This is a genomic window from Sporosarcina thermotolerans (assembly GCF_030067815.1).
Taxonomy (GTDB): domain Bacteria; phylum Bacillota; class Bacilli; order Bacillales_A; family Planococcaceae; genus Sporosarcina; species Sporosarcina thermotolerans.
Map to the genome: position 1 here is coordinate 1,578,650 of NZ_CP125968.1, position 17,815 is coordinate 1,596,464.

28 protein-coding genes and 2 pseudogenes are annotated in these 17,815 nt (G+C 40.4%); 17 read left to right on the forward strand and 13 right to left on the reverse strand.

Annotated elements, in window-relative coordinates:
• Nucleotides 1-467 precede the first annotated feature (467 nt).
• The gene (locus QNH10_RS08970) at nucleotides 468-920 is read left to right on the forward strand and encodes a hypothetical protein (protein ID WP_283734321.1); all 453 of its coding nucleotides are present in this window, start codon (nucleotides 468-470) and stop codon (nucleotides 918-920) included.
• A 26-nt stretch (nucleotides 921-946) separates the two neighbouring features.
• On the forward strand, nucleotides 947-1,354 hold the full coding sequence (locus QNH10_RS08975) for a hypothetical protein (protein ID WP_283734322.1): 408 nt from the start codon (nucleotides 947-949) through the stop codon (nucleotides 1,352-1,354).
• A 159-nt stretch (nucleotides 1,355-1,513) separates the two neighbouring features.
• Here the strand turns inward: QNH10_RS08975 and QNH10_RS08980 are convergent, their stop codons facing one another.
• The 4 genes from QNH10_RS08980 to QNH10_RS08995 form a co-directional block, all read right to left on the reverse strand.
• Nucleotides 1,514-1,882: a protein-L-isoaspartate O-methyltransferase family protein gene (locus QNH10_RS08980; RefSeq protein ID WP_283734323.1), complete on the reverse strand. Its 369-nt coding sequence runs from the start codon at nucleotides 1,880-1,882 to the stop codon at nucleotides 1,514-1,516.
• Nucleotides 1,883-1,975: 93 nt separating this feature from the next.
• The gene (locus QNH10_RS08985; RefSeq protein WP_283734324.1) at nucleotides 1,976-2,104 is read right to left on the reverse strand and encodes a YvrJ family protein; all 129 of its coding nucleotides are present in this window, start codon (nucleotides 2,102-2,104) and stop codon (nucleotides 1,976-1,978) included.
• Between the two features lie 64 nt (nucleotides 2,105-2,168).
• Entirely contained in the window at nucleotides 2,169-2,387 is a 219-nt protein-coding gene (locus QNH10_RS08990) for a DUF2922 domain-containing protein (RefSeq protein WP_283734325.1), read from the reverse strand.
• 20 nt (nucleotides 2,388-2,407) lie between these two features.
• Nucleotides 2,408-2,626 (reverse strand): DUF1659 domain-containing protein, encoded by a 219-nt coding sequence (locus QNH10_RS08995; protein ID WP_283734326.1) that lies wholly within the window; start codon nucleotides 2,624-2,626, stop codon nucleotides 2,408-2,410.
• A 391-nt stretch (nucleotides 2,627-3,017) separates the two neighbouring features.
• Between QNH10_RS08995 and tnpA the strand changes: the two are divergent.
• From tnpA to QNH10_RS09020, 5 genes and pseudogenes are all read left to right on the forward strand, one after another.
• Nucleotides 3,018-3,414, forward strand: a pseudogene (gene tnpA, locus QNH10_RS09000) (IS200/IS605 family transposase).
• Nucleotides 3,415-3,424: 10 nt separating this feature from the next.
• The gene (tnpB, locus tag QNH10_RS09005) at nucleotides 3,425-4,576 is read left to right on the forward strand and encodes an IS200/IS605 family element RNA-guided endonuclease TnpB (protein ID WP_283734327.1); all 1,152 of its coding nucleotides are present in this window, start codon (nucleotides 3,425-3,427) and stop codon (nucleotides 4,574-4,576) included.
• 142 nt (nucleotides 4,577-4,718) lie between these two features.
• A complete protein-coding gene (locus tag QNH10_RS09010; protein WP_283734328.1) occupies nucleotides 4,719-5,186 on the forward strand; it encodes a pentapeptide repeat-containing protein in 468 nt (155 codons plus the stop codon).
• A gap of 194 nt (nucleotides 5,187-5,380) precedes the next feature.
• A complete protein-coding gene (locus tag QNH10_RS09015) occupies nucleotides 5,381-5,518 on the forward strand; it encodes a hypothetical protein (RefSeq protein WP_283734329.1) in 138 nt (45 codons plus the stop codon).
• A gap of 176 nt (nucleotides 5,519-5,694) precedes the next feature.
• Nucleotides 5,695-5,805: a putative holin-like toxin gene (locus QNH10_RS09020; protein ID WP_283734330.1), complete on the forward strand. Its 111-nt coding sequence runs from the start codon at nucleotides 5,695-5,697 to the stop codon at nucleotides 5,803-5,805.
• A 450-nt stretch (nucleotides 5,806-6,255) separates the two neighbouring features.
• Here QNH10_RS09020 and QNH10_RS09025 read toward each other — a convergent pair whose 3' ends face one another.
• Nucleotides 6,256-6,837 (reverse strand): protein-L-isoaspartate(D-aspartate) O-methyltransferase, encoded by a 582-nt coding sequence (locus QNH10_RS09025; RefSeq protein WP_283734331.1) that lies wholly within the window; start codon nucleotides 6,835-6,837, stop codon nucleotides 6,256-6,258.
• 147 nt (nucleotides 6,838-6,984) lie between these two features.
• Between QNH10_RS09025 and QNH10_RS09030 the strand changes: the two genes are divergently transcribed.
• Nucleotides 6,985-7,791 (forward strand): aldo/keto reductase family protein, encoded by an 807-nt coding sequence (locus QNH10_RS09030; protein ID WP_283734332.1) that lies wholly within the window; start codon nucleotides 6,985-6,987, stop codon nucleotides 7,789-7,791.
• A gap of 109 nt (nucleotides 7,792-7,900) precedes the next feature.
• Here the strand turns inward: QNH10_RS09030 and QNH10_RS09040 are convergent.
• Together QNH10_RS09040 and QNH10_RS09045 are read right to left on the reverse strand one after the other, a co-directional pair.
• Nucleotides 7,901-8,844 (reverse strand): annotated as a pseudogene (locus QNH10_RS09040) (Na+/H+ antiporter NhaC family protein).
• The gene (locus tag QNH10_RS09045; protein WP_283734334.1) at nucleotides 8,841-9,293 is read right to left on the reverse strand and encodes a Na+/H+ antiporter NhaC family protein; all 453 of its coding nucleotides are present in this window, start codon (nucleotides 9,291-9,293) and stop codon (nucleotides 8,841-8,843) included. The pseudogene QNH10_RS09040 and the gene QNH10_RS09045 overlap by 4 nt, the downstream one beginning before the upstream one ends.
• Before the next feature lie 452 nt (nucleotides 9,294-9,745).
• Here QNH10_RS09045 and QNH10_RS09050 point away from each other — a divergent pair, with 452 nt between their 5' ends.
• Genes QNH10_RS09050 through QNH10_RS09070 form a run of 6 tightly spaced genes read left to right on the forward strand, consistent with a single transcriptional unit; the run spans nucleotide 9,746 to nucleotide 14,391 of the window.
• On the forward strand, nucleotides 9,746-10,309 hold the full coding sequence (locus QNH10_RS09050; RefSeq protein ID WP_283734335.1) for a hypothetical protein: 564 nt from the start codon (nucleotides 9,746-9,748) through the stop codon (nucleotides 10,307-10,309).
• Nucleotides 10,310-10,338: 29 nt separating this feature from the next.
• Nucleotides 10,339-11,019, forward strand: a complete 681-nt coding sequence (locus tag QNH10_RS09055; RefSeq protein ID WP_283734336.1) for a response regulator transcription factor — start codon at nucleotides 10,339-10,341, stop codon at nucleotides 11,017-11,019.
• Nucleotides 11,016-12,638, forward strand: a complete 1,623-nt coding sequence (locus QNH10_RS09060; protein WP_283734337.1) for a sensor histidine kinase — start codon at nucleotides 11,016-11,018, stop codon at nucleotides 12,636-12,638. The genes QNH10_RS09055 and QNH10_RS09060 overlap by 4 nt, the downstream gene beginning before the upstream one ends.
• 20 nt (nucleotides 12,639-12,658) lie before the next feature.
• Complete coding sequence (locus QNH10_RS20575; protein WP_347178050.1) at nucleotides 12,659-12,760, forward strand: hypothetical protein; 102 nt, start codon at nucleotides 12,659-12,661, stop codon at nucleotides 12,758-12,760.
• Nucleotides 12,753-13,247, forward strand: coding sequence for a hypothetical protein (locus QNH10_RS09065; protein WP_283734338.1), 495 nt, complete (start codon nucleotides 12,753-12,755; stop codon nucleotides 13,245-13,247). The genes QNH10_RS20575 and QNH10_RS09065 overlap by 8 nt, the downstream gene beginning before the upstream one ends.
• A gap of 16 nt (nucleotides 13,248-13,263) precedes the next feature.
• The gene (locus QNH10_RS09070; protein WP_283734339.1) at nucleotides 13,264-14,391 is read left to right on the forward strand and encodes a TolB family protein; all 1,128 of its coding nucleotides are present in this window, start codon (nucleotides 13,264-13,266) and stop codon (nucleotides 14,389-14,391) included.
• Between the two features lie 297 nt (nucleotides 14,392-14,688).
• Here the strand turns inward: QNH10_RS09070 and QNH10_RS09075 are convergent, their stop codons facing one another.
• The 3 genes from QNH10_RS09075 to QNH10_RS09085 form a co-directional block, all read right to left on the reverse strand.
• Complete coding sequence (locus QNH10_RS09075; RefSeq protein ID WP_283732055.1) at nucleotides 14,689-14,817, reverse strand: YvrJ family protein; 129 nt, start codon at nucleotides 14,815-14,817, stop codon at nucleotides 14,689-14,691.
• 68 nt (nucleotides 14,818-14,885) lie between these two features.
• Nucleotides 14,886-15,104, reverse strand: a complete 219-nt coding sequence (locus QNH10_RS09080; protein ID WP_283734340.1) for a DUF2922 domain-containing protein — start codon at nucleotides 15,102-15,104, stop codon at nucleotides 14,886-14,888.
• A gap of 55 nt (nucleotides 15,105-15,159) precedes the next feature.
• The gene (locus tag QNH10_RS09085) at nucleotides 15,160-15,378 is read right to left on the reverse strand and encodes a DUF1659 domain-containing protein (RefSeq protein ID WP_283734341.1); all 219 of its coding nucleotides are present in this window, start codon (nucleotides 15,376-15,378) and stop codon (nucleotides 15,160-15,162) included.
• A gap of 318 nt (nucleotides 15,379-15,696) precedes the next feature.
• Here QNH10_RS09085 and QNH10_RS09090 point away from each other — a divergent pair, with 318 nt between their 5' ends.
• Both QNH10_RS09090 and QNH10_RS09095 read left to right on the forward strand, forming a co-directional pair.
• Nucleotides 15,697-16,014, forward strand: a complete 318-nt coding sequence (locus QNH10_RS09090; protein WP_283734342.1) for a hypothetical protein — start codon at nucleotides 15,697-15,699, stop codon at nucleotides 16,012-16,014.
• Nucleotides 16,015-16,027: 13 nt separating this feature from the next.
• A complete protein-coding gene (locus QNH10_RS09095) occupies nucleotides 16,028-16,438 on the forward strand; it encodes a helix-turn-helix domain-containing protein (RefSeq protein ID WP_283734343.1) in 411 nt (136 codons plus the stop codon).
• Between the two features lie 51 nt (nucleotides 16,439-16,489).
• On the opposite strand, the gene QNH10_RS09100 is transcribed toward QNH10_RS09095, so the two are convergent.
• The 3 genes from QNH10_RS09100 to QNH10_RS09110 form a co-directional block, all read right to left on the reverse strand.
• Nucleotides 16,490-16,987: a YehS family protein gene (locus QNH10_RS09100; protein WP_283734344.1), complete on the reverse strand. Its 498-nt coding sequence runs from the start codon at nucleotides 16,985-16,987 to the stop codon at nucleotides 16,490-16,492.
• A gap of 95 nt (nucleotides 16,988-17,082) precedes the next feature.
• Nucleotides 17,083-17,208, reverse strand: coding sequence for a cysteine-rich CWC family protein (locus QNH10_RS09105; protein WP_283734603.1), 126 nt, complete (start codon nucleotides 17,206-17,208; stop codon nucleotides 17,083-17,085).
• Nucleotides 17,160-17,288, reverse strand: coding sequence for a hypothetical protein (locus QNH10_RS09110; protein WP_283734719.1), 129 nt, complete (start codon nucleotides 17,286-17,288; stop codon nucleotides 17,160-17,162). Before QNH10_RS09110 ends, QNH10_RS09105 begins: the two co-directional genes overlap by 49 nt.
• A 148-nt stretch (nucleotides 17,289-17,436) precedes the next feature.
• On the opposite strand from QNH10_RS09110, the gene QNH10_RS09115 reads away from it, so the two are divergent.
• The gene (locus QNH10_RS09115) at nucleotides 17,437-17,700 is read left to right on the forward strand and encodes a hypothetical protein (protein ID WP_283734345.1); all 264 of its coding nucleotides are present in this window, start codon (nucleotides 17,437-17,439) and stop codon (nucleotides 17,698-17,700) included.
• Nucleotides 17,701-17,815: the final 115 nt, after the last annotated feature.

Consider the following 17,815-nt stretch of genomic DNA (forward strand, 5'->3'; position numbering starts at 1 on the left):
TAACACACTCTCATAACTGCTATTTTCTCTTCCTATATAATCTTTTCTTAAGCTACTGCTTCCATTTTAGTTTAGCAGTTACATTCGTCTCCCAGAGAGCATACACCTATTTAGGTCTAACATTAAACATCCCTCAAATTACTATTATCTATAATATTTTCACAATCAATCATTGTCATTAATAAAAAAACTGCATAAATACACCATCGTACTAGTTTGAAAGCATAGAGAGCTTATCCATTATGTTCATAAGATAGTAATAGAAATAAATAGGAGGTGATTTACATTGAAATTTTGTGGAGGTTGCGGTTATTCTAGCAATTCATGTATTTGCTTGTCTAAGTATGGTAACTATCGGAGTCATAAAGTAACAGGTGGCTCTAAAAGAGCAATAGTGTGCAAAGGCTCCCATTCATTTTGTTGTCCAATAGCAGGACCACCTGGACCTCAGGGACCTCAAGGACCCATTGGCCCACCTGGCCCACCTGGAACTCCAGGTGGACCACCAGGACCTGCTGGCCCACCTGGACCTCAAGGTGAGACAGGAGCCACCGGCCCAGCTGGCCTTACTGGCCCTCAGGGACCCATTGGCCCTCAAGGTGATACAGGAGCTACCGGCCCAGCAGGCCCTCAAGGCCCTCAGGGATCTGTTGGACCCCAAGGCGAGACTGGAACTCAGGGAGCTCAAGGACCTCCTGGACCTCAAGGAGCTCAGGGACTTCAGGGGCCTGCTGGACCACAAGGCGCGACAGGAGCCACTGGCCCTCAGGGAGCCACTGGCCCACAGGGAGCTCAAGGCCCTCAGGGTGCTCAGGGGCTTCAGGGCCCTTCTGGACCACAAGGTGAGACAGGACCAGAAGGCCCTCAAGGAATTCAGGGAGCTCAAGGACCTCAAGGACCTCAAGGACCTGCAGGATTAGTCCTAGACTATGCAGACTTTTTTGCATTGATGCCCCCAGATAATGCTGCAACAGTTCCACCAGGTGGAGACGTAGATTTTCCGGCAGAGGGGCCTAATAGTGGCGGAGGAATTTTCCGTACGGGTGCCGATACATTTAACTTGACTGATATTGGCACCTATCAGGTCTTTTTTCAGGTGAGTGTGACTGAACCTGGTCAACTGGTTCTAACTCTTGATGAAGGAGCTGGAGCTGTTGAATTTGAATATACGGTAGTCGGCCGGGCAACCGGTACTTCTCAGATAGTAGGAATAGCTCTTGTGCAAACGTCAGTCACAAATACAATACTCACCGTGCGAAATCCCGCTGGAAATACAACGGCACTTACCATCACTCCTCTCGCAGGAGGAACAAATCCTGTTTCAGCACATCTTGTAATTACACGTATCAGTTAAACGAGTAAAAAAAATGAAGTATTCAATACTCAACTTAGCTGCAGGTAACAATTTTTTGGTACCAGGTTCTCATTGGATTTTGAATTGTTTTGGAACCTGGTACCTTTTACAAATCAAGTTCCGACGTCATTGATACTTTCCCTCCAAATGCTAATTGGTCTACGAGCTCGGGAGGACTTGGGCAGCAGCGGCTGTTACCATAATGCGGTCGTATGGAGCGGATTCTTCCCAAGCGTTGCTCCCGTCATCTAACTTGAAGTGGATGTTAGAGAAACCGGCTTCGTCTAGTCGTTCCTTTGCCCGTTCATGCAGGGCGGCAATTCGTTCAATTGTATATACAGCGTTCGAAAAGGCAGCTAAGAGGGCAGTTTGGAAGCCGGAGCCCGTTCCAATTTCGAGCACTTTTACATCATGTTGCAAATCGATTGCTAATGTCATTTCGAGGACGAGGGAAGGCTGGGAAATGGTTTGTTCATACCCGATTGGAATGGCCTCGTCCATATAGGCGAATTCTTTGAGTTCATCCATGAAGAAGCTGCGGTCTAGTTTTTGAAAATACATTAAATAACGTACCAGGTACCCGAACAGTTCTGAATTGAATGGGTGCCTGGTACCTTTCTTTTACTTCACCTTCAAAGAAACAAGCGCATTGTGTATGGCCTCGAGTTTCGTTTCAAGCCGGTGCAAGAGATAAAAGGATACAAAAATCGGAAATCCGATTTGCTGTATCAAATTTAGCCATTGTTCCATTTTGAATGAAACCTCCTTCCGATAATAGTAAAGGCTCCCCAGCCAAGCTGGAGAGCCAATTTTGTTATGCATTTACCAGTTCATCTACAGTACGTTCGATAATGCGAGCGCCTCTTACGGTTGCAAGAAAAGAGCCATCCACTTCAAAAACTTGTGAATCGATAATTTCCTGCATGGCTGCTTCCACTTCGGCTGGTGTCAAATCAGCGCGTGGCTCGTCCACTGTTAGGGATGTCTGTTTTCCCACAGCAGTCGTGAAGTTCAATTGTAACGTTTTCGCCATTCTTCATCTCCCCTTTCCAATTAGTTCATAATGTCTGCCGTTTCTACTCGTTCTGCTCCGATTAATGGATATTCGGAGAGCTGTGCCAATTGTGTAAGGGCGATGTATAGGCTGTCAGCCGTCACCCCTTCTGCGATGTTACGGTAGGACTTCGACTTTTTGATCAATTTCCCATCATGCGTCATCCCGCCGTCGAAATACACCTTTCCAACTGCGTTTCTGAATTCGATCGATGCCATTTGCTTTCCCCTCCTTTCACGTACTATATAGACTCGAAAAGGTGAAAAGGATACTTTCTTCGTGACACGTTTCCAAACTATTAGCTTGTTAAAGTTAGGGAAAATTTTTCTTTTTATATGGTATTATTGTAATAGTTGAAAGAATAGATACATTTTCATGGTTGTCTATAGATGAGGTATCAAATGTATTTACGTGAATGGCATATATAACATTCGAAACTTTATCAATTTCCGACAGAAGACTCCCACTTCAAGGAATGTGAAGGGCAAAGCCCAATAAGTAAGTGGGAGATGAATGTCGGTTAGGCATAAGCCTAAAGATTACTTTGTTTGAATACTTAGTATTTTAATAGTATAATTAGTGTTAAGCAATAGAAAGGCTGACACTACAATGAAATTAGATAGCAACAACCATTCAGTGTTCTTACTGTATTATCATCTTGTTTGGTCGTTAAATACAGAAAAAAAGTTTTCAATGATGAAATGTCTGACTACGCAAAGGACATGTTTGTAAAATTTGGTGAGAAATATAATATATCATTAGTTGAATGGAATCACGATTCCGACCATATTCATATTCTATTCAAGGCCCATCCAAACACAGAAATGTCCAAGTTCATCAATGCTTATAAGAGTGCAAGTTCTCGAATGATCAAAAGGAATTTCCACATGTTAGAGAAAAACTGTGGAAGGAAATGTTTTGGACAAGAAGTTTTTGCTTGCTAACCGCTGGTGGTTCTCCTATCGAAGTAGTAAAACGGTATATTGAAAATCAAGGTTTGAAGTGAGGTGAGGTCAATGCTGGTCAATAAAGCGTATAAATTCCGTATCTATCCAAACAAAGAACAGGAAATACTGATTGCTAAAACCATCGGTTGCTCACGCTTTGTATTCAATCATTTCTTGGTGCGTTGGAATGACACCTACAAAGAAACAGGCAAAGGATTGACATACAATTCCTGTTCTGCCGCATTAACATGGCTGAAAAAGGAACTGACGTGGTTAAAGGAAGTTGACAGCATTGCTCTCCAATCTTCACTTAGGAATCTCGCAGATTCATATGGGCGCTTTTTTAAACGGCAAAATAAAGCACCCCGATTCAAATCGAAAAAGAATAAAGTACAATCCTATACAACAAAACATACGAATGGAAATATTGCGGTTGAAGGAAATAAAATCAAACTGCCTAAACTTGGGTTTGTCCGTTTTGCCAAAAGTCGCGAAGTTGAAGGCCGCATTCTTAATGCAACGGTCAGACGAAATCCATCTGGGAAATATTTTGTATCCATTCTGGCTGAAGTGGAAATACAGCAGTTAGCAAAGACCGGCTCTTCCATCGGCATCGATGTCGGTCTGAAGGAATTTGCAATCCTGTCAGATGGGACGCTATACAAAAACCCCAAGTTTTTTCGAACGATGGAGAAAAGGCTCGCTGATGCACAGCGCATCCTCTCCAGAAGGCAACGATTAGCTTTAAAGAGAAACTGTAAACTTGATGAAGCAAAAAACTATCAAAAACAAAAACGGAAAGTCGCCCTCCTGCATGAAAAAATCACAAACACACGAGTGGACTACTTGCATAAAATTTCTACCGAGATTGTCAAAAACCACGATGTCATCGGTGTTGAGGATCTGCAAGTATCAAACATGTTAAAGAACCGTAAATTAGCAAAAGCGATTAGTGAAGCATCCTGGTCCCAATTTAGAACAATGCTTGAATACAAAGCGAAATGGTATGGCAAGCAAGTTGTTGCTGTTTCTAAGACATTCGCAAGTTCCCAACTTTGTTCATCTTGTGGATACCAAAATAAAGACGTTAAGCATCTCGCACTGCGCGAATGGTGCTGCCCCTCTTGTGGTGCGCATCACGATAGGGATATTAACGCAAGTAAAAATATTAAAAACGAAGCCGGAAGGCTTCTAACCGTAGGGACTGCGGGGATAGCCTAATCAATAACTGACGGTTACGTCAGTGTTCTTAGGAATCTCCACTTCAAACAAACTGCAAGTTTGTTAAGTGGCGAGAGGTTCAACAGATAGAATATAGAATTTGTTTAAGGGAAAAAGAAGTGAATTTAGGGGGATTGTTGAAATGTTGAATGTTAAAAACTTTGATTTAAAAAAGGCTGATATTTCTGGTTCAAAGTGGCAAGAAGTTAAAGCTGAGAAGCTTGAAATTGACAATGTAAGTTTGGCTAATACAAAAATTAATAACGTAAATATGAGTAAAATGGCTATTAATGATGTAAATTTGGGTGACAGTAAAATATCTAACGCTAATCTATCTGGGGTAGGAATTCAGCATGCAAACTTTAGTAATGCATTTATAGATCATGTTCATTTATTTGGGACGGAATTTCATAATATAGTTTTTCCGGTTGAGGGTGAAGGGAATTTTAATCCAGACGGGCAATATAAACCAATTAGCTTTCTAAATAGTGACCTTACAAAAGGACAATTTAAAAACTGTAATTTATCACACATGGAGATTATTGATTGTGATATTACTGGATTAAAGATTAATGGAATCCTAATTGAAGAATTAATTAAGAACAAATAAGGCACTAATATCGACGAGACAAAAAATGCTACTATTTTAAACTTATTATATATGAATTAACTGGTACATTATAATTCAACATATGGGACAGTTTAGTTCAATAAATTGGAAGGAAAAGGGAAATAAAACATTTCAGGTTCTCATTGAATTTCAAATTGTTTTAGAACCTGGTACCCTTCACTATGGGTCTTGCGATGTCAGGGATGTTCTATCAGGTATATGATGGTGTGGATGCAGAGAAGCTGAATATGACAATTGAGACGGTGGATCAAAGTACTGGAGAAGTTTTTGGAACGATTGATTATCCTGAGGCATTTGAGGATATGGCGTGATGATTAGGGGTGGGGGCTTAGTGCTTCTGACTCTTTTCTTTGCCTTTTATAGACTGCCGACTTTTAAAAGATTTCATAATGTTCAATCGATAATTAAATACTAATATGGTAGAATAATAGGAGCAACGGCATATAGCGGATGGACGGTTGGCACTCCCTGGAAAGGGGGTGTTTATATGGTGACATACGAAGCAATTAACATGATGTTCCAATTTGGAATATTTCTCGCAACAGCGGTAGCAACAGTTGTAGCGATGATTGCTCTATACACCAATAGAAAAAAGTAACCACCCACCGCTAACGACCAAGAAAGCAGGGTGATTACTCTTTGTAACACTTTATTTCGATACTGGTCAACCGCTCATCTTGCGGTATGTCCGTTGCACTGACCAGATGTTCCAGCATCTGGTCTCTTCTTATTATATGCTTAGTTTATCACAAGCGAACGAATATTTCATGTAATTACTTATACCAATTAATAAGATCGTTTTGTGATGCTGAAATTCAGCTGAAGATTAATCAATTATGAGAGAACTCTCTTCCTCCTCCCTCTTCAGATACTCTTCCCGCAATTCGGAAAGCGTCTTCCCAGTCTCTTTATGCACAGCAATCATATAAGTTTGTACAATGGACCAATCAATTTCCATAACCTTTCCCAATCGGCAAAGATGGCTTTTTATCATGAGTATCGTCAATTTCGTCTAGTTGTGCAAAAGGTGACGAATAAAATTCTAACGTCATTGATACTTTCCCTTCAAAGGCACAAACCGCACTCCATCCAACACGGTCGTATTAATTTCTCCATCCTCGTTTTTCTCCAACAGCAAGAGTTCCTGTAGAAGGGGTGTCCCAACAGGGATAATCATTTTCCCTCCAAATGTTAACTGGTCCACAAGCTCGTTAGGCAATTGGGCAGCAGCAGCTGTTACCATAATACGGTCGTATGGAGCGTATTCCTCCCAACCGGTGCTGCCGTCATCCAACTTGAAGTGGATGTTAGCGAAACCGGCTTTTTCCAATCGTTCTTTTGCCCGTTCATGCAGGGCGGCAATTCGTTCAATTGTATAGACAGCGCTCGAAAAGGCGGCGAGTAGGGCGGTTTGGAAGCCAGAGCCCGTTCCAATTTCGAGCACTTTTAAATTAGGTTGCAAATCGATTGCCAATGTCATTTCGAGGACGAGGGAAGGCTGGGAAATGGTTTGTTCATACCCAATTGGAATGGCTTCGTCCATATAGGCGAATTCTTTAAGCTCATCCATGAAGAAGCTGCGGTCTAGTTTTTGAAAATACATAATGATGTCTTCTCTTTGATTGGCCATTGGTTATGCACCTTCTTATCGTAGTAGCATCTGCTGCACAGTAATCATTACCTATATAGGGGATTCTAAACTGCATTTGTAAACTTGGTCGTATAAATTCCATTCTTTAGCAAAGGTAAGGTAAAATACAGCATAGGAGGGATTAAGATGAAGTATATTAAATTAACGAATGCAGTTGAAATTCCAATCGTCGGTAGTGGTACAAATACGTATGGTAAAGAGGGAAACCAATATTCAGGTGCCTTAAGAGGAGATACTCAAGAAATCGACTGGGCAATTGAAAATGGCTACCGTCATTTTGACTCTGCTCAATTATATGTAAATGAAGAAGTTGTTGGAAATGGGTTAAAAAAATCCTATCTACCACGTGAAGATTTCTTTATCACTACGAAGTTAAATACATTTCAAGGTTTCGGTGGTGCAGACTGGGCACATGCTGAAATTGAAAAAAGCTTAGAGAAATTACAAACTGACTATATCGATTTATTCCTTATCCATAAACCATGGGATAATCATGCTGAAATTTTGGAGGCTTGGAGTATCCTCGAAGACTACCATAACCGCGGTGTGTTTAAGTCAATTGGTGTTTCCAACTTTGAAAAAGAACATCTTGATATAATTCTTGAAAATGGCAACATTAAACCGGCTGTTAACCAAATTAAATCCCAAGTCGGAAATTGGAATGAAGAATTAATTGCTTATAATAAAAGTAATGATATTGCAACTGTCGCATGGTCTCCACTACGCGGTATCGATGAAACGGTTAGGCAGGTTTTAGAAGAAATCGGTAACCAATACGGAAAGACATACGCACAAGTTGTTTTACGTTACCAAATTGAACGTGATGTGATCGTCATTCCTAAGTCTCATAATAAAGATCGCCAAGCACAAAGCCTAAATATTTTTGACTTCGAACTAACAGCAATCGATCGTGAGCGTATCGCTGCCCTATAAGTGACAAATTGCTTCAGCCTTGATAGACACGATGAAAAAGCATATGCCCATAGCCGGGCATATGCTTTCAATCTTATATTGGGGCACTGCAGCATCCTCGAATTCAAACTTATTCCATGTCAATTTCTTCAGAATCGATCCTCGTTATAGTAAAACCTGTAAATCCGTAAATGAGTGTGAATACTGGAGTAATGAATGCCAAGAAACAGAAGGGAATGAAAGCTGCCGGACTTACTCCGAGTGTTGCAGCTGCAAATATAGAATTAATGCTCCAAGGAAATAATGCCGCACTTTGCGTTGCGGTATCTTCAATCGTTCGCGAGAGGTTTTGGGTCTTACGCCAAACTGCTTATACAGAGGTTTCATTAAAGTACCGGTGATTGCGGCTGCAAAGCTAATAACACCGCTCGCACCGACAGTGATATAACTTACGATTACTGTGGTGGCGATTAATCCGCCGACAGATTTAATGCGACTTGCAAACGCATCAAGTATTGTATTCAGTGCGCCCGAGCCCTGAAGAAGCCCCCCTAAGCCCAGTGCAAGGAGAAATAATGCTACGATTCCTAACATGCTGGAGACGCCGCCCCTTTGCAGCAAAGAATCCATCGCAGCAATTCCCGACTCAAAACGATATCCAGTATAAAGTGTATTTAAAGCGGTGGAGATTGTATTCCCTTGATAGACAATAGCAATAAATCCGCCTGTAAGTGCTGCAACAAAAATTGAAGTTACGGCAGGCTTTTTTAGAACAAGCAGAACGATTAAAACAAGGATAGGAATTAAAGGAACAAAACCTAAGTTAAACCCTTCACTCAGGTAACCTAAGATGGCGTCAATGTCGGAACTGTTCGCGGAACCGTCACGGGTGAAGTCAATCACCCCAAAAATAATCGCTGTCAGAATATAGGCAGGTACCGTGGTCCACAGCATGTGTTTAATATGTTTAAATAAATCGCTACCGGACATTGCGGCCACAATATTCGTAGAGTCTGACAGGGGTGACATTTTATCCCCGAAATAAGCACCGCTTATGATTGCACCCGCTGTCATTCCCGGGGAACGCCTAATACATGGCCCATCCCTATTAAAGCAAGCCCTGCAGTGCCCATTGTGCCGAAGGAAGTTCCTGTACCCAATGAGACAATTGAACAAAAGAGGAGGGAAGTGAGCAAGAAAAATTCAGGCGAGACCAACTTTAAACCGTAGAAAATCATTGTCGGGACTGTACCCGCTAAAATCCATGCGCCAATTAGAGCCCCGACAGCCATGATGATCAGAATAGGATTCATTACCTTTCCCATCATTGAAAACATGAATTCTTCAACTTGCTTATAGTTGTATCCCAAGCGCATAACGAACGGGATGATCGAAAGCATCGTAATAAACATCATGATCTGGATAGATGCTTTAAAGGCAATCATCCCGACGCTGATCATTAAAACTGCAAGAAGAACAAGCATGATTGAATAGCCAAGAGATGGTTTCACTGTCTTCCTCAATATTTTCACTCCTTTTCGATTTGGTAGTCTTGTAACAACTCGGAAATCCTTGGACAGAAAACATCGGGCTGGGGGACCTGGTCCTCTGCGCTATTAAAATATATTTCTGAAATCCCTTAAATATAACCGATGGAAACGACAGCTATGCACCTACGATTTATTTTGATATCACGTTAGCTACTTTCTTTCAGTTGATCAGCGTTGATCAACGATTTCTGCTGTCATATTTTATTGTGTATAAAGTTCTTCTGAAATCCATACAACGTACACACGATGTACACAGGCGTACTTTATACTAAATTTAGAAGCGTAGTTAGTCGAGATATGGACTCAGTCTATTTAAGTCTCTAACTTGAAATTAGATAGACGAGGAGGAAGGAACAAAAATCATAGTAGCTCCAATTAGTGATTTGTATTTTACTCAGTTAAAACAATTTTAGTAGGAGATAATAATGAATAAGATAAAAAATAAGAAGAGTACCTTATTGTCAATAATAGGAATGGTTTTTATTGGTATAATCGGCTTAACTGGATGCAGTTTTGCGACAAACGACGAAGCAAAAAATGATACTGAACCTAAAGAGGTAGTTAATCCTAATGTTGTCACTGAGCCTGATCAAGGTGCTTCAGAGCCATACTTTGGTGAATGGATTATTAATCAGGTGCAAGCTTATGGAATAGGCACATATAGTCGTGAAGATGCAGAGAGTTTAATAGGGAAAACTTTAATCTTTACAGCTATTAAAGCAAGTTATTTTGGAGATCAACCCTCAGCCATAGAAAAGGTGGCTATCAATCCTATTTACACCGAAACGATTATTTCAGAAAGTGATTTCGTAGAACAAAATCGTATCCCTTTTGATCTTTTAGGAATTAAAGCACCTATTACAGAAATTAATGTTTCAGATTCAAATGGCCATGTTGCTACATTCTTCATAAAAGATGATAATACATTAATTATAACCGGTGGTGGCACCTATTTTGAGCTTATTAGGAAAGGCACAAAAAATCAGTAGATAATGTGATAGATGTGGAGCGTGCGGCCATGAAACGAAGGATATTGTTAGTCGAAGATGACATGCTTATGCGTGAGTTTATAACGGATTATTTTAAAAAGGAACAATGGGAAGTGTACGAAGCGGAGAACGGAAAACTCGCGCTTGAGATTTTCGAACAAAATTCGATAGACCTAATTGTTCTAGACATCATGATGCCAGAAATGGATGGGTGGTCGGTATGCAGGCGCATTCGAGAGAAATCCAGCATACCTATTATTATCATCACGGCAAGAGTGGAAGACGATGATCATTTGATGGGGTTCGAGCTTGGTGCCGATGAATATGTGACGAAGCCCTTTAGTCCGAGGGTATTAGTAGCTCGTGCTACCGCATTGATGAAAAGAACGGAAGGAACAACCGGGCGTGAAGGAGAGCTGTTTACATGTGGGAATCTAACGGTGAACAAATTGGCTCATACAGTTTCCGTGTCGGGAAATACGATTTCTCTGTCGCCGAAGGAATACGATTTGCTCCTCTTTCTCATCAAGCACAACGGTAAGGTTTTGCCCCGTGAATATATTTTAGACTCGGTATGGGGGTACGATTATTTTGGAGACTTGCGGACAGTAGACACCCACATCAAAAAGTTAAGAGCCAAACTTGGGGACGAAGGCCGATATATACGCACTGTCATTCGCGCGGGCTATAAGTTCGAGATAGAAGGATGAGAAGGCATGGCGTTGTCCTTAAACTTTTCGTTGTAACGTCTATTCTGATTATGATTGTTTTTTCCTTTGTAATGTTTGCAGAAGGCTTGTTTTTCGAGCGGTTTTACCGAATGTCCAAGATCCATACAATTGAAGAGAACATGAACCACTTTGCAGAGCAATACAAACAGGTTGATTCCAATAAAAATCAGATTTCAAGCTTGCTCGGTACATTTATGAATGAAAATGATGCAAGTACTTCAATCTTAAATAATCAGTTTGAACAGATAAACATAGATCCTTATTTTTTAGAGTTGCAAACAGACAGTCAGGCCGTTACAATTCTGATCCCTGCGATGACGTTAGATGCTATTCCGAATGGGATTCAAATCGGTGAAACACTTGTGGTCGATGGGATCTTCATGGATGAAAATGATTCCATCATGCAACTTATTGCCATACAGCAGGAAACCGAAGACCTTGGTCAAGGGTTGACCCGAGTTGAGGGGAAGATAACGGATCTATTGCTTCCTGAGAAACGCTCGTATAACCCTCTCCATCAGGATGCACTTATCTATGAAGCGCTCCGGGACTTGATTCCGAATTTGGAACAATATGAGTCTCGTTTGCAGAACGGTTCGCCTGTTCAGGTGGAATGGATAGATAATTGGAGCGGTGTACAATACGCTGTTCTCATTCAATCACTAAAAGGAAATAAAAATGATGATCGTTATTTATTTGTCATGACTTCCCTGCAGCCAGTCGGAGAAGCAGTCGAGATACTCATGCAGTATTTTGTTTATTTGACGCCAATCATTCTCGTGCTCATCATTATTCTGTCTTTCATTTATTCCAGAATTGTATCACGTCCGTTAGTAACGCTAAACCGCGCCGCAGCACGTCTTGCCAAGTTAGACTTTGCCGTGGAGCCCGAGATCCATTCGAAAGATGAATTCGGTGAGCTATCGCGTAATCTAATTGCGTTGTCTCAGAACTTAAAAATGACCTTGAAAGAGCTTACCGATAGTAATGGTAAACTACATGCGGAAATAGAAGAAAAACAGCGATCCGAGCAACTTCGTAAAGAGTTGACTGCTAACATCTCCCATGAATTGAAAACCCCTTTAGGCATTGTGAAAGGTTTCGCGGAAGGGTTGCAAGACGGGGTGGCTGACGACAAAAGAGACCGCTACCTGAGCCACATTGTGAATGAAACCGATCGGATGAATGCGTTAATCATGGATATGCTGGAGCTTTCCAAATTCGAGGCCAAGGTCATTCAATTAAAATTAAGAAGCGTATCCATAACAAACCTTATTCAACATGTAGTTGATTCGTTATCTCATCAGTTGGAGAGCAAGAACCTTAAATACAAGCTTTACAAAGAAGAAGAACTTTTCGTAAACGTAGATGCAAGAAGGATTGAACAGGTTGTTCTGAACTTATTGAGTAATGCCATTCGACATGCAGAGGAGAACAGTGTCGTGACCATTCGTATCGAGAGGACATCTACTAAAGAGGTAGTCATAATAATCGAGAACACTGGACCAGCCATTACAGAGAACGATTTGAGCCGGTTATGGGACCATTTCTACCGGGTTGAAGATTCCCGGGTCGTAGATCTGGAGGAACCGGTTTAGGACTCGCGATCGTCAAACATATCCTTGAACTTCATGATAGCGAGTTTGGTGTGGAGAATACCTATCAAGGCGTTGCATTTTCTTTTACCTTAAATGAAAGCGGAGGAGAACAACATGAATAACAAGAAGATTATCTATATCATTTCAGTTCTATGCGCGCTGCTAATGATAAGCGGTTGTGCAGGAAAATCACAAACTGGCGCAACAGATACAGTTAACGCACAGCCAGTTGAAAGTACTCAAGACGACAGCACCACATTGGATGATGATTCAGCAAGTACCGACGACGATGAAATATTAATTATTATCGATCAGACCCCAAAACCGATGGAGGGATATAGTTTTGATTTCGTAGTGAAACAGGTCCCAGAAGGGTTCGCTCTAGCCGAAATGCAGTGGATTACCCCGCATACTATTATTGCAGATTCGGTTCAAGATGCCATTGAAAACGGAGCTAATGGGGAATTTGGATTTTACATTAGTGGGAACGGACAATATTCCGGCTTCATCTATCCGGATTATATGGAGGGCCAGGAAGGCCAGGTTGTATTTCTATTTAAAGATGATCAAGGCAATGAGTTAACTTGGAAAAAGGAATTAACTTTGTAATGAAGGCTATTTTTGATTGAGTAAAGACAAGGGGATGATCCACATAAAAAAGTTGAAAATTTTAGTATTAGCTGCGCTCGTCTTATCGACTCTTACTGCTTGCAGCATGCGGCAGGAAGAAAATAGTCCAGTGAACGTAGTGCCGAGTGAAAGCATTACTGTTAATGGAAACAAATCCACTGATACCGACCTACCCTCAATTTCCATTGAAAAAATCGATAAATATGAGGGAATGGAAATTACTGATTGGTTAAATGAAGAGACTGTTGTCCTTTCAAAGGAAAACGAAGAGCTTCAAAAAATGAGCCTCTTAGAGAATTCCGAATCCTACCCTAAAAGCATATACCTCTATAATCTGCATACGAAAGAATACAAAACAGTAAAAGCCCAAAAGAATATGTTTCTCGGCGGGGCGACTTTGTCTCCCGACAAAAAACACCTATTATACTATGAATACTCTATTGGAGATATCGCCTATTATCTGATGAGCATGAACGCCGTGGAACAATCTACCGTGCCGGAGGACAATCTTGGAATCGCTTATACGGCCGAGTGGACTGACGATCAAAATGTAATCGGTGCTTCCTTTTACGGTGGTGCATATTTGGCTGATACGAGTAGGAATCTTACTCAGATTGCCGAGCTGCAGGAGGAGCAATTGTTCACGGTGAAAAAAACACAGGATAAAATCTATTATATAACGACTGATGGCCCCACCTTCCAGTTATATATGCTTGATCTCGTGACCAAAGTAAAAAAGAATCTGAAGGTGGAAAATGCGGAGGGAATCACGCTCTCGCCCGATGGGAAGCAAATGTTGATTACCCAAGGAACGGAATCCACAAGAAGGCTTTTTCTTGCTGATGCCGAGGCAAACGTTTTAAGAACAATCGCCGAGGGTTCTGAAGTGACCGATGCTTCCTGGTCTCCTAACCAGCAGATGATCGCATACCAACTCAAATCTAACATCAACGGCGTAGACACTAACGGACTCTATTTGTACGATGTAGTAACTGATAAATCCGTACAAGTTGCAGCGAATGTCGGAAATGCTAACATCCGATGGAGCCCTTCTGGTAATAAAATTGCCGTTACAGAATTAGATGAAAGAAACTATAACAGCAGTATTATATATTTGAAATAGGGTAAATGATCGAGTGTTTGTTAGGGTTTAATAATGAAAAAACAGTGAGTAAATTGAAGTGAATCCTGTCGTTCCACAATAAAAAAATCCATCCTTGAGTGGCCGCTCATATCGGATGGATTAGTTTATCCCACTAGCTGATCCCGTTGAATGGAACCTGCTATTGGATTTTAGAGACCGTCTATTGTATCCGCAATAGGTGGTCCTTTTTAGTTTATTCATTGTCAGCAATTATATGCAGATACCCCTCTCATGGGGCAGTTTTTTTGATATTACAACCAAATTACCTACCGTCCACTACTTCACCTTTAATGAAACAAGCGCATTGTGTATGGCTTCGAGTTTCGTTTCAAGCCGGTGCAAGAGATAAAAGGATACAAAAATCGGAAATCCGATTTGTTGTATGAAAGTTAACCATTGTTCCATTTTGAATCCGCCTCCTTCATTTTTAATGTAATGAAAAGGCTCCCCAGGGGGCCGGGAGCCACTTTTCATTACGCTTTTACAAGTTCTTCTACAGTACGTCCAATAATGCGAGCGCCTCTTACGGTTGCAAGAAAAGAGCCATCCACTTCAAACACTTGCGAAGCGATAATCTCCTGCATAGCTGCTTCTACTTCAGCTGGTGTTAATCCAGCTTTTGGCTCGTCCACTGTTAGGGATGTCTGTTTTCCCGCAGCAGTCGTGAAGTTCAATTGTAATGATTTCGCCATTCCTCATCACCCCTTTCTACTTAGTCATAATGTCTGCTGTTTCTTGCCTTTCCACTTAGTTCATAATGTCTGCTATTTCTTGTCTTTCTGCTCCGATTAATGGATATTCGGAGAGCTGTGCCAATTGTGTAAGGGCAATGTATAGGTTGTCAGCCGTCGCCCCTTCTGCGATGTTACGGTAGGATTTCGATTTTCGGATCAATTTCCCATCCTCTGTCATACCAGCATCGAAATACACCTTTCCAACTGCATGTCTAAATTCGATTGTCGCCATCTGCTTTCCCCTCCTTTCACATACTATATAGACTTGAAATGAGGGAAAGGATACTTTCTTCGTGTATTTTTTTGAAAAAAGTTTTGAAAAAGTTTTTAAAAGGGTTTTTATGTCCAGTGCCTATTACCTTATCTGAAATGAATTGCATAGAATGTTCTTATTAATCTTGCTATGGTAGAATGATTGTGTGCAACCGAATATTGATAGGGTGGTTGGTTGTCTCTTCTTTCCTTTTAGGCTGTTATTATTAGATGTTGACATGGAGTAAACTCCATCTTTTAAAGTATGAGTAACAATAAAAGATGGGGAGTGTTAGTAGTGGAGATTTTCACGTATGGATTAATAGGGTTTTACGCTGTATTAACAGGGGTAGCGGGTATACATCAACTGAAAGAAAATGGTTTTCAAGTACAATCAATCTTATTTATAGTCGTATCAAGCGGAATTCTTGGAATGTTATTTATTCCAAACAAAGACTGGATGCTAGTATTGTTACTTCTGGCATTTGTCCTGTTGCAAATATTGGCGGTTGTTCAAGGGGTACTATCAAATGGACGGCTTACGTACACTCATCATATCGTACGATTCCTTTTCCATTGTATACTTGTTTTACTGGTCTATAAATTTATAAAATAATGGGTGATTAACCATGAAAATCGGCGAATTTGCAGCATGCACTGGCCTTAGTAAAGATACCATTCGTTATTACGAAAAAATAGATTTATTACATCCAAAAATAATAAATAAACACCGAGTGTATAGCGAGCAAGACATCGAAATAATTGCTACAATCCGTAAACTAAAACTAACCGGGTTTTCACTTCAAGAAATTAAATTGCTTTTTGACTTGTCGCAAAATACCGATCGAAATAAAGAACTGACCAAAGAAGAAATCCAAAAGCTTCAGAAAGTAAAAATAGTATTTGAGAATAAATACAAACAGATAGTTGAAAAAGAAGAACAGATTAAACAAATAAAACAAGTTCTGCTAAGTGCGGATTATAAAATGAAGCAGCTATTAGAAAAAAATAAAGTTGTAGGGAACCTATTATTACCATAAAAATGCCTGGTACAAACGCAATTAAATTGCATTAGTATCAGGCACTTTACATTAGTTCCGATATTTTATAGCCAGTCCTTTTAAGAAGTTCCTCGCGTATCGATCCAGGCACGGTTTATAATTCTTATGCCCTTCTTTTCTCAATACGGCGCTTAGTTCGCCTTTGGATATTGTGATCCCTGCATCTTCTAAAATCTCAAGCATATCCTCACTTGTTAACGCGAGTGCTATTTTCACTTTCTTTAGTAGGAAGTTATTAACATTTTCATTCGTCATGATAGATGCTGATGGAGCTTGGGGTTGTCCCGGTTTTGGCTCTTGTTTGCCTCTTTTATAGATAATAAGGCCATTTAAAAAAGAATCCAACATTTGATTCGTACACTTCATTTGCAATTCATTTTCAGCTTCATCTTCATTTGATTTTGTAAGCAGCATAAGTACATCTTCTTTTGACACTTCAATGCCACCAAGTTTAAAAATATCTACCATCTCGGTATTACTAAAATCCAAAGCATATCGTAATCGAATTAATATATCATTATTATTCATTTGTAGTCCTCCTGTATAATGCTGTTAGTACAAAAAAAATTCATCCTTATTATTGCCCTTTTGTGTGTTACTATTAAGTTCGGCTGCCTGACACCTTATTGAAGGGTACCGCTTTTATATCGATTCAGACATTCTTTGCAAATGCATTTCACACGGATATCATTTTCAGGAATCAGTTCGAAAATTCCATTTGGAAAGGTTTCTTGGCTACACCAACAAATGCCGAGCGATTTATCTTTTCCGTTACAACAGTTGTTAGTTTTTCCGCATAGCGGACATTCCTCGTTACTTGGGGATGCATCGTTTTGCACCTTCTTTCTACTATCTCTATTATAACTAATTCAATACCAAAAGAGGAAAAGGTATTTGTAATATACTTCTGTACTTTTATGATTTGCAGAAGAAGGATGAACTGATATAATGAATAAATGATTTATTGGAGGCTAATTATGAATTATAGAATCAGCAACAAGCAAGTATTTGAACTAGGACAAGTGCGTTCGGTTTCAGATGTACCGTTTACTGAGGAAGAACGTCAAAACGGCATGTTAATAGCGATTTCTAAGGTGGATAATACCCTCGCGTTGTATTTGGTTGAGATAGATGGCCATAAGAAATTTGAGGTTCGTTGGGATGATTCGCACGAGATTTTCACCGGTTGGTATTCCGCTTGGGAAAATTTCACTTGGTGTCTAAATATCGCAGGCAACTAAGTCCTTGATTGAAAATTTTAGGATATAAAGTACTTCAACACTACCCCTTCGACCGAAAAGTCGAAGGGGTGGTGTTTTTTTTTATGGAAAAACGGGTTGCTTAGAGCAATAGTAG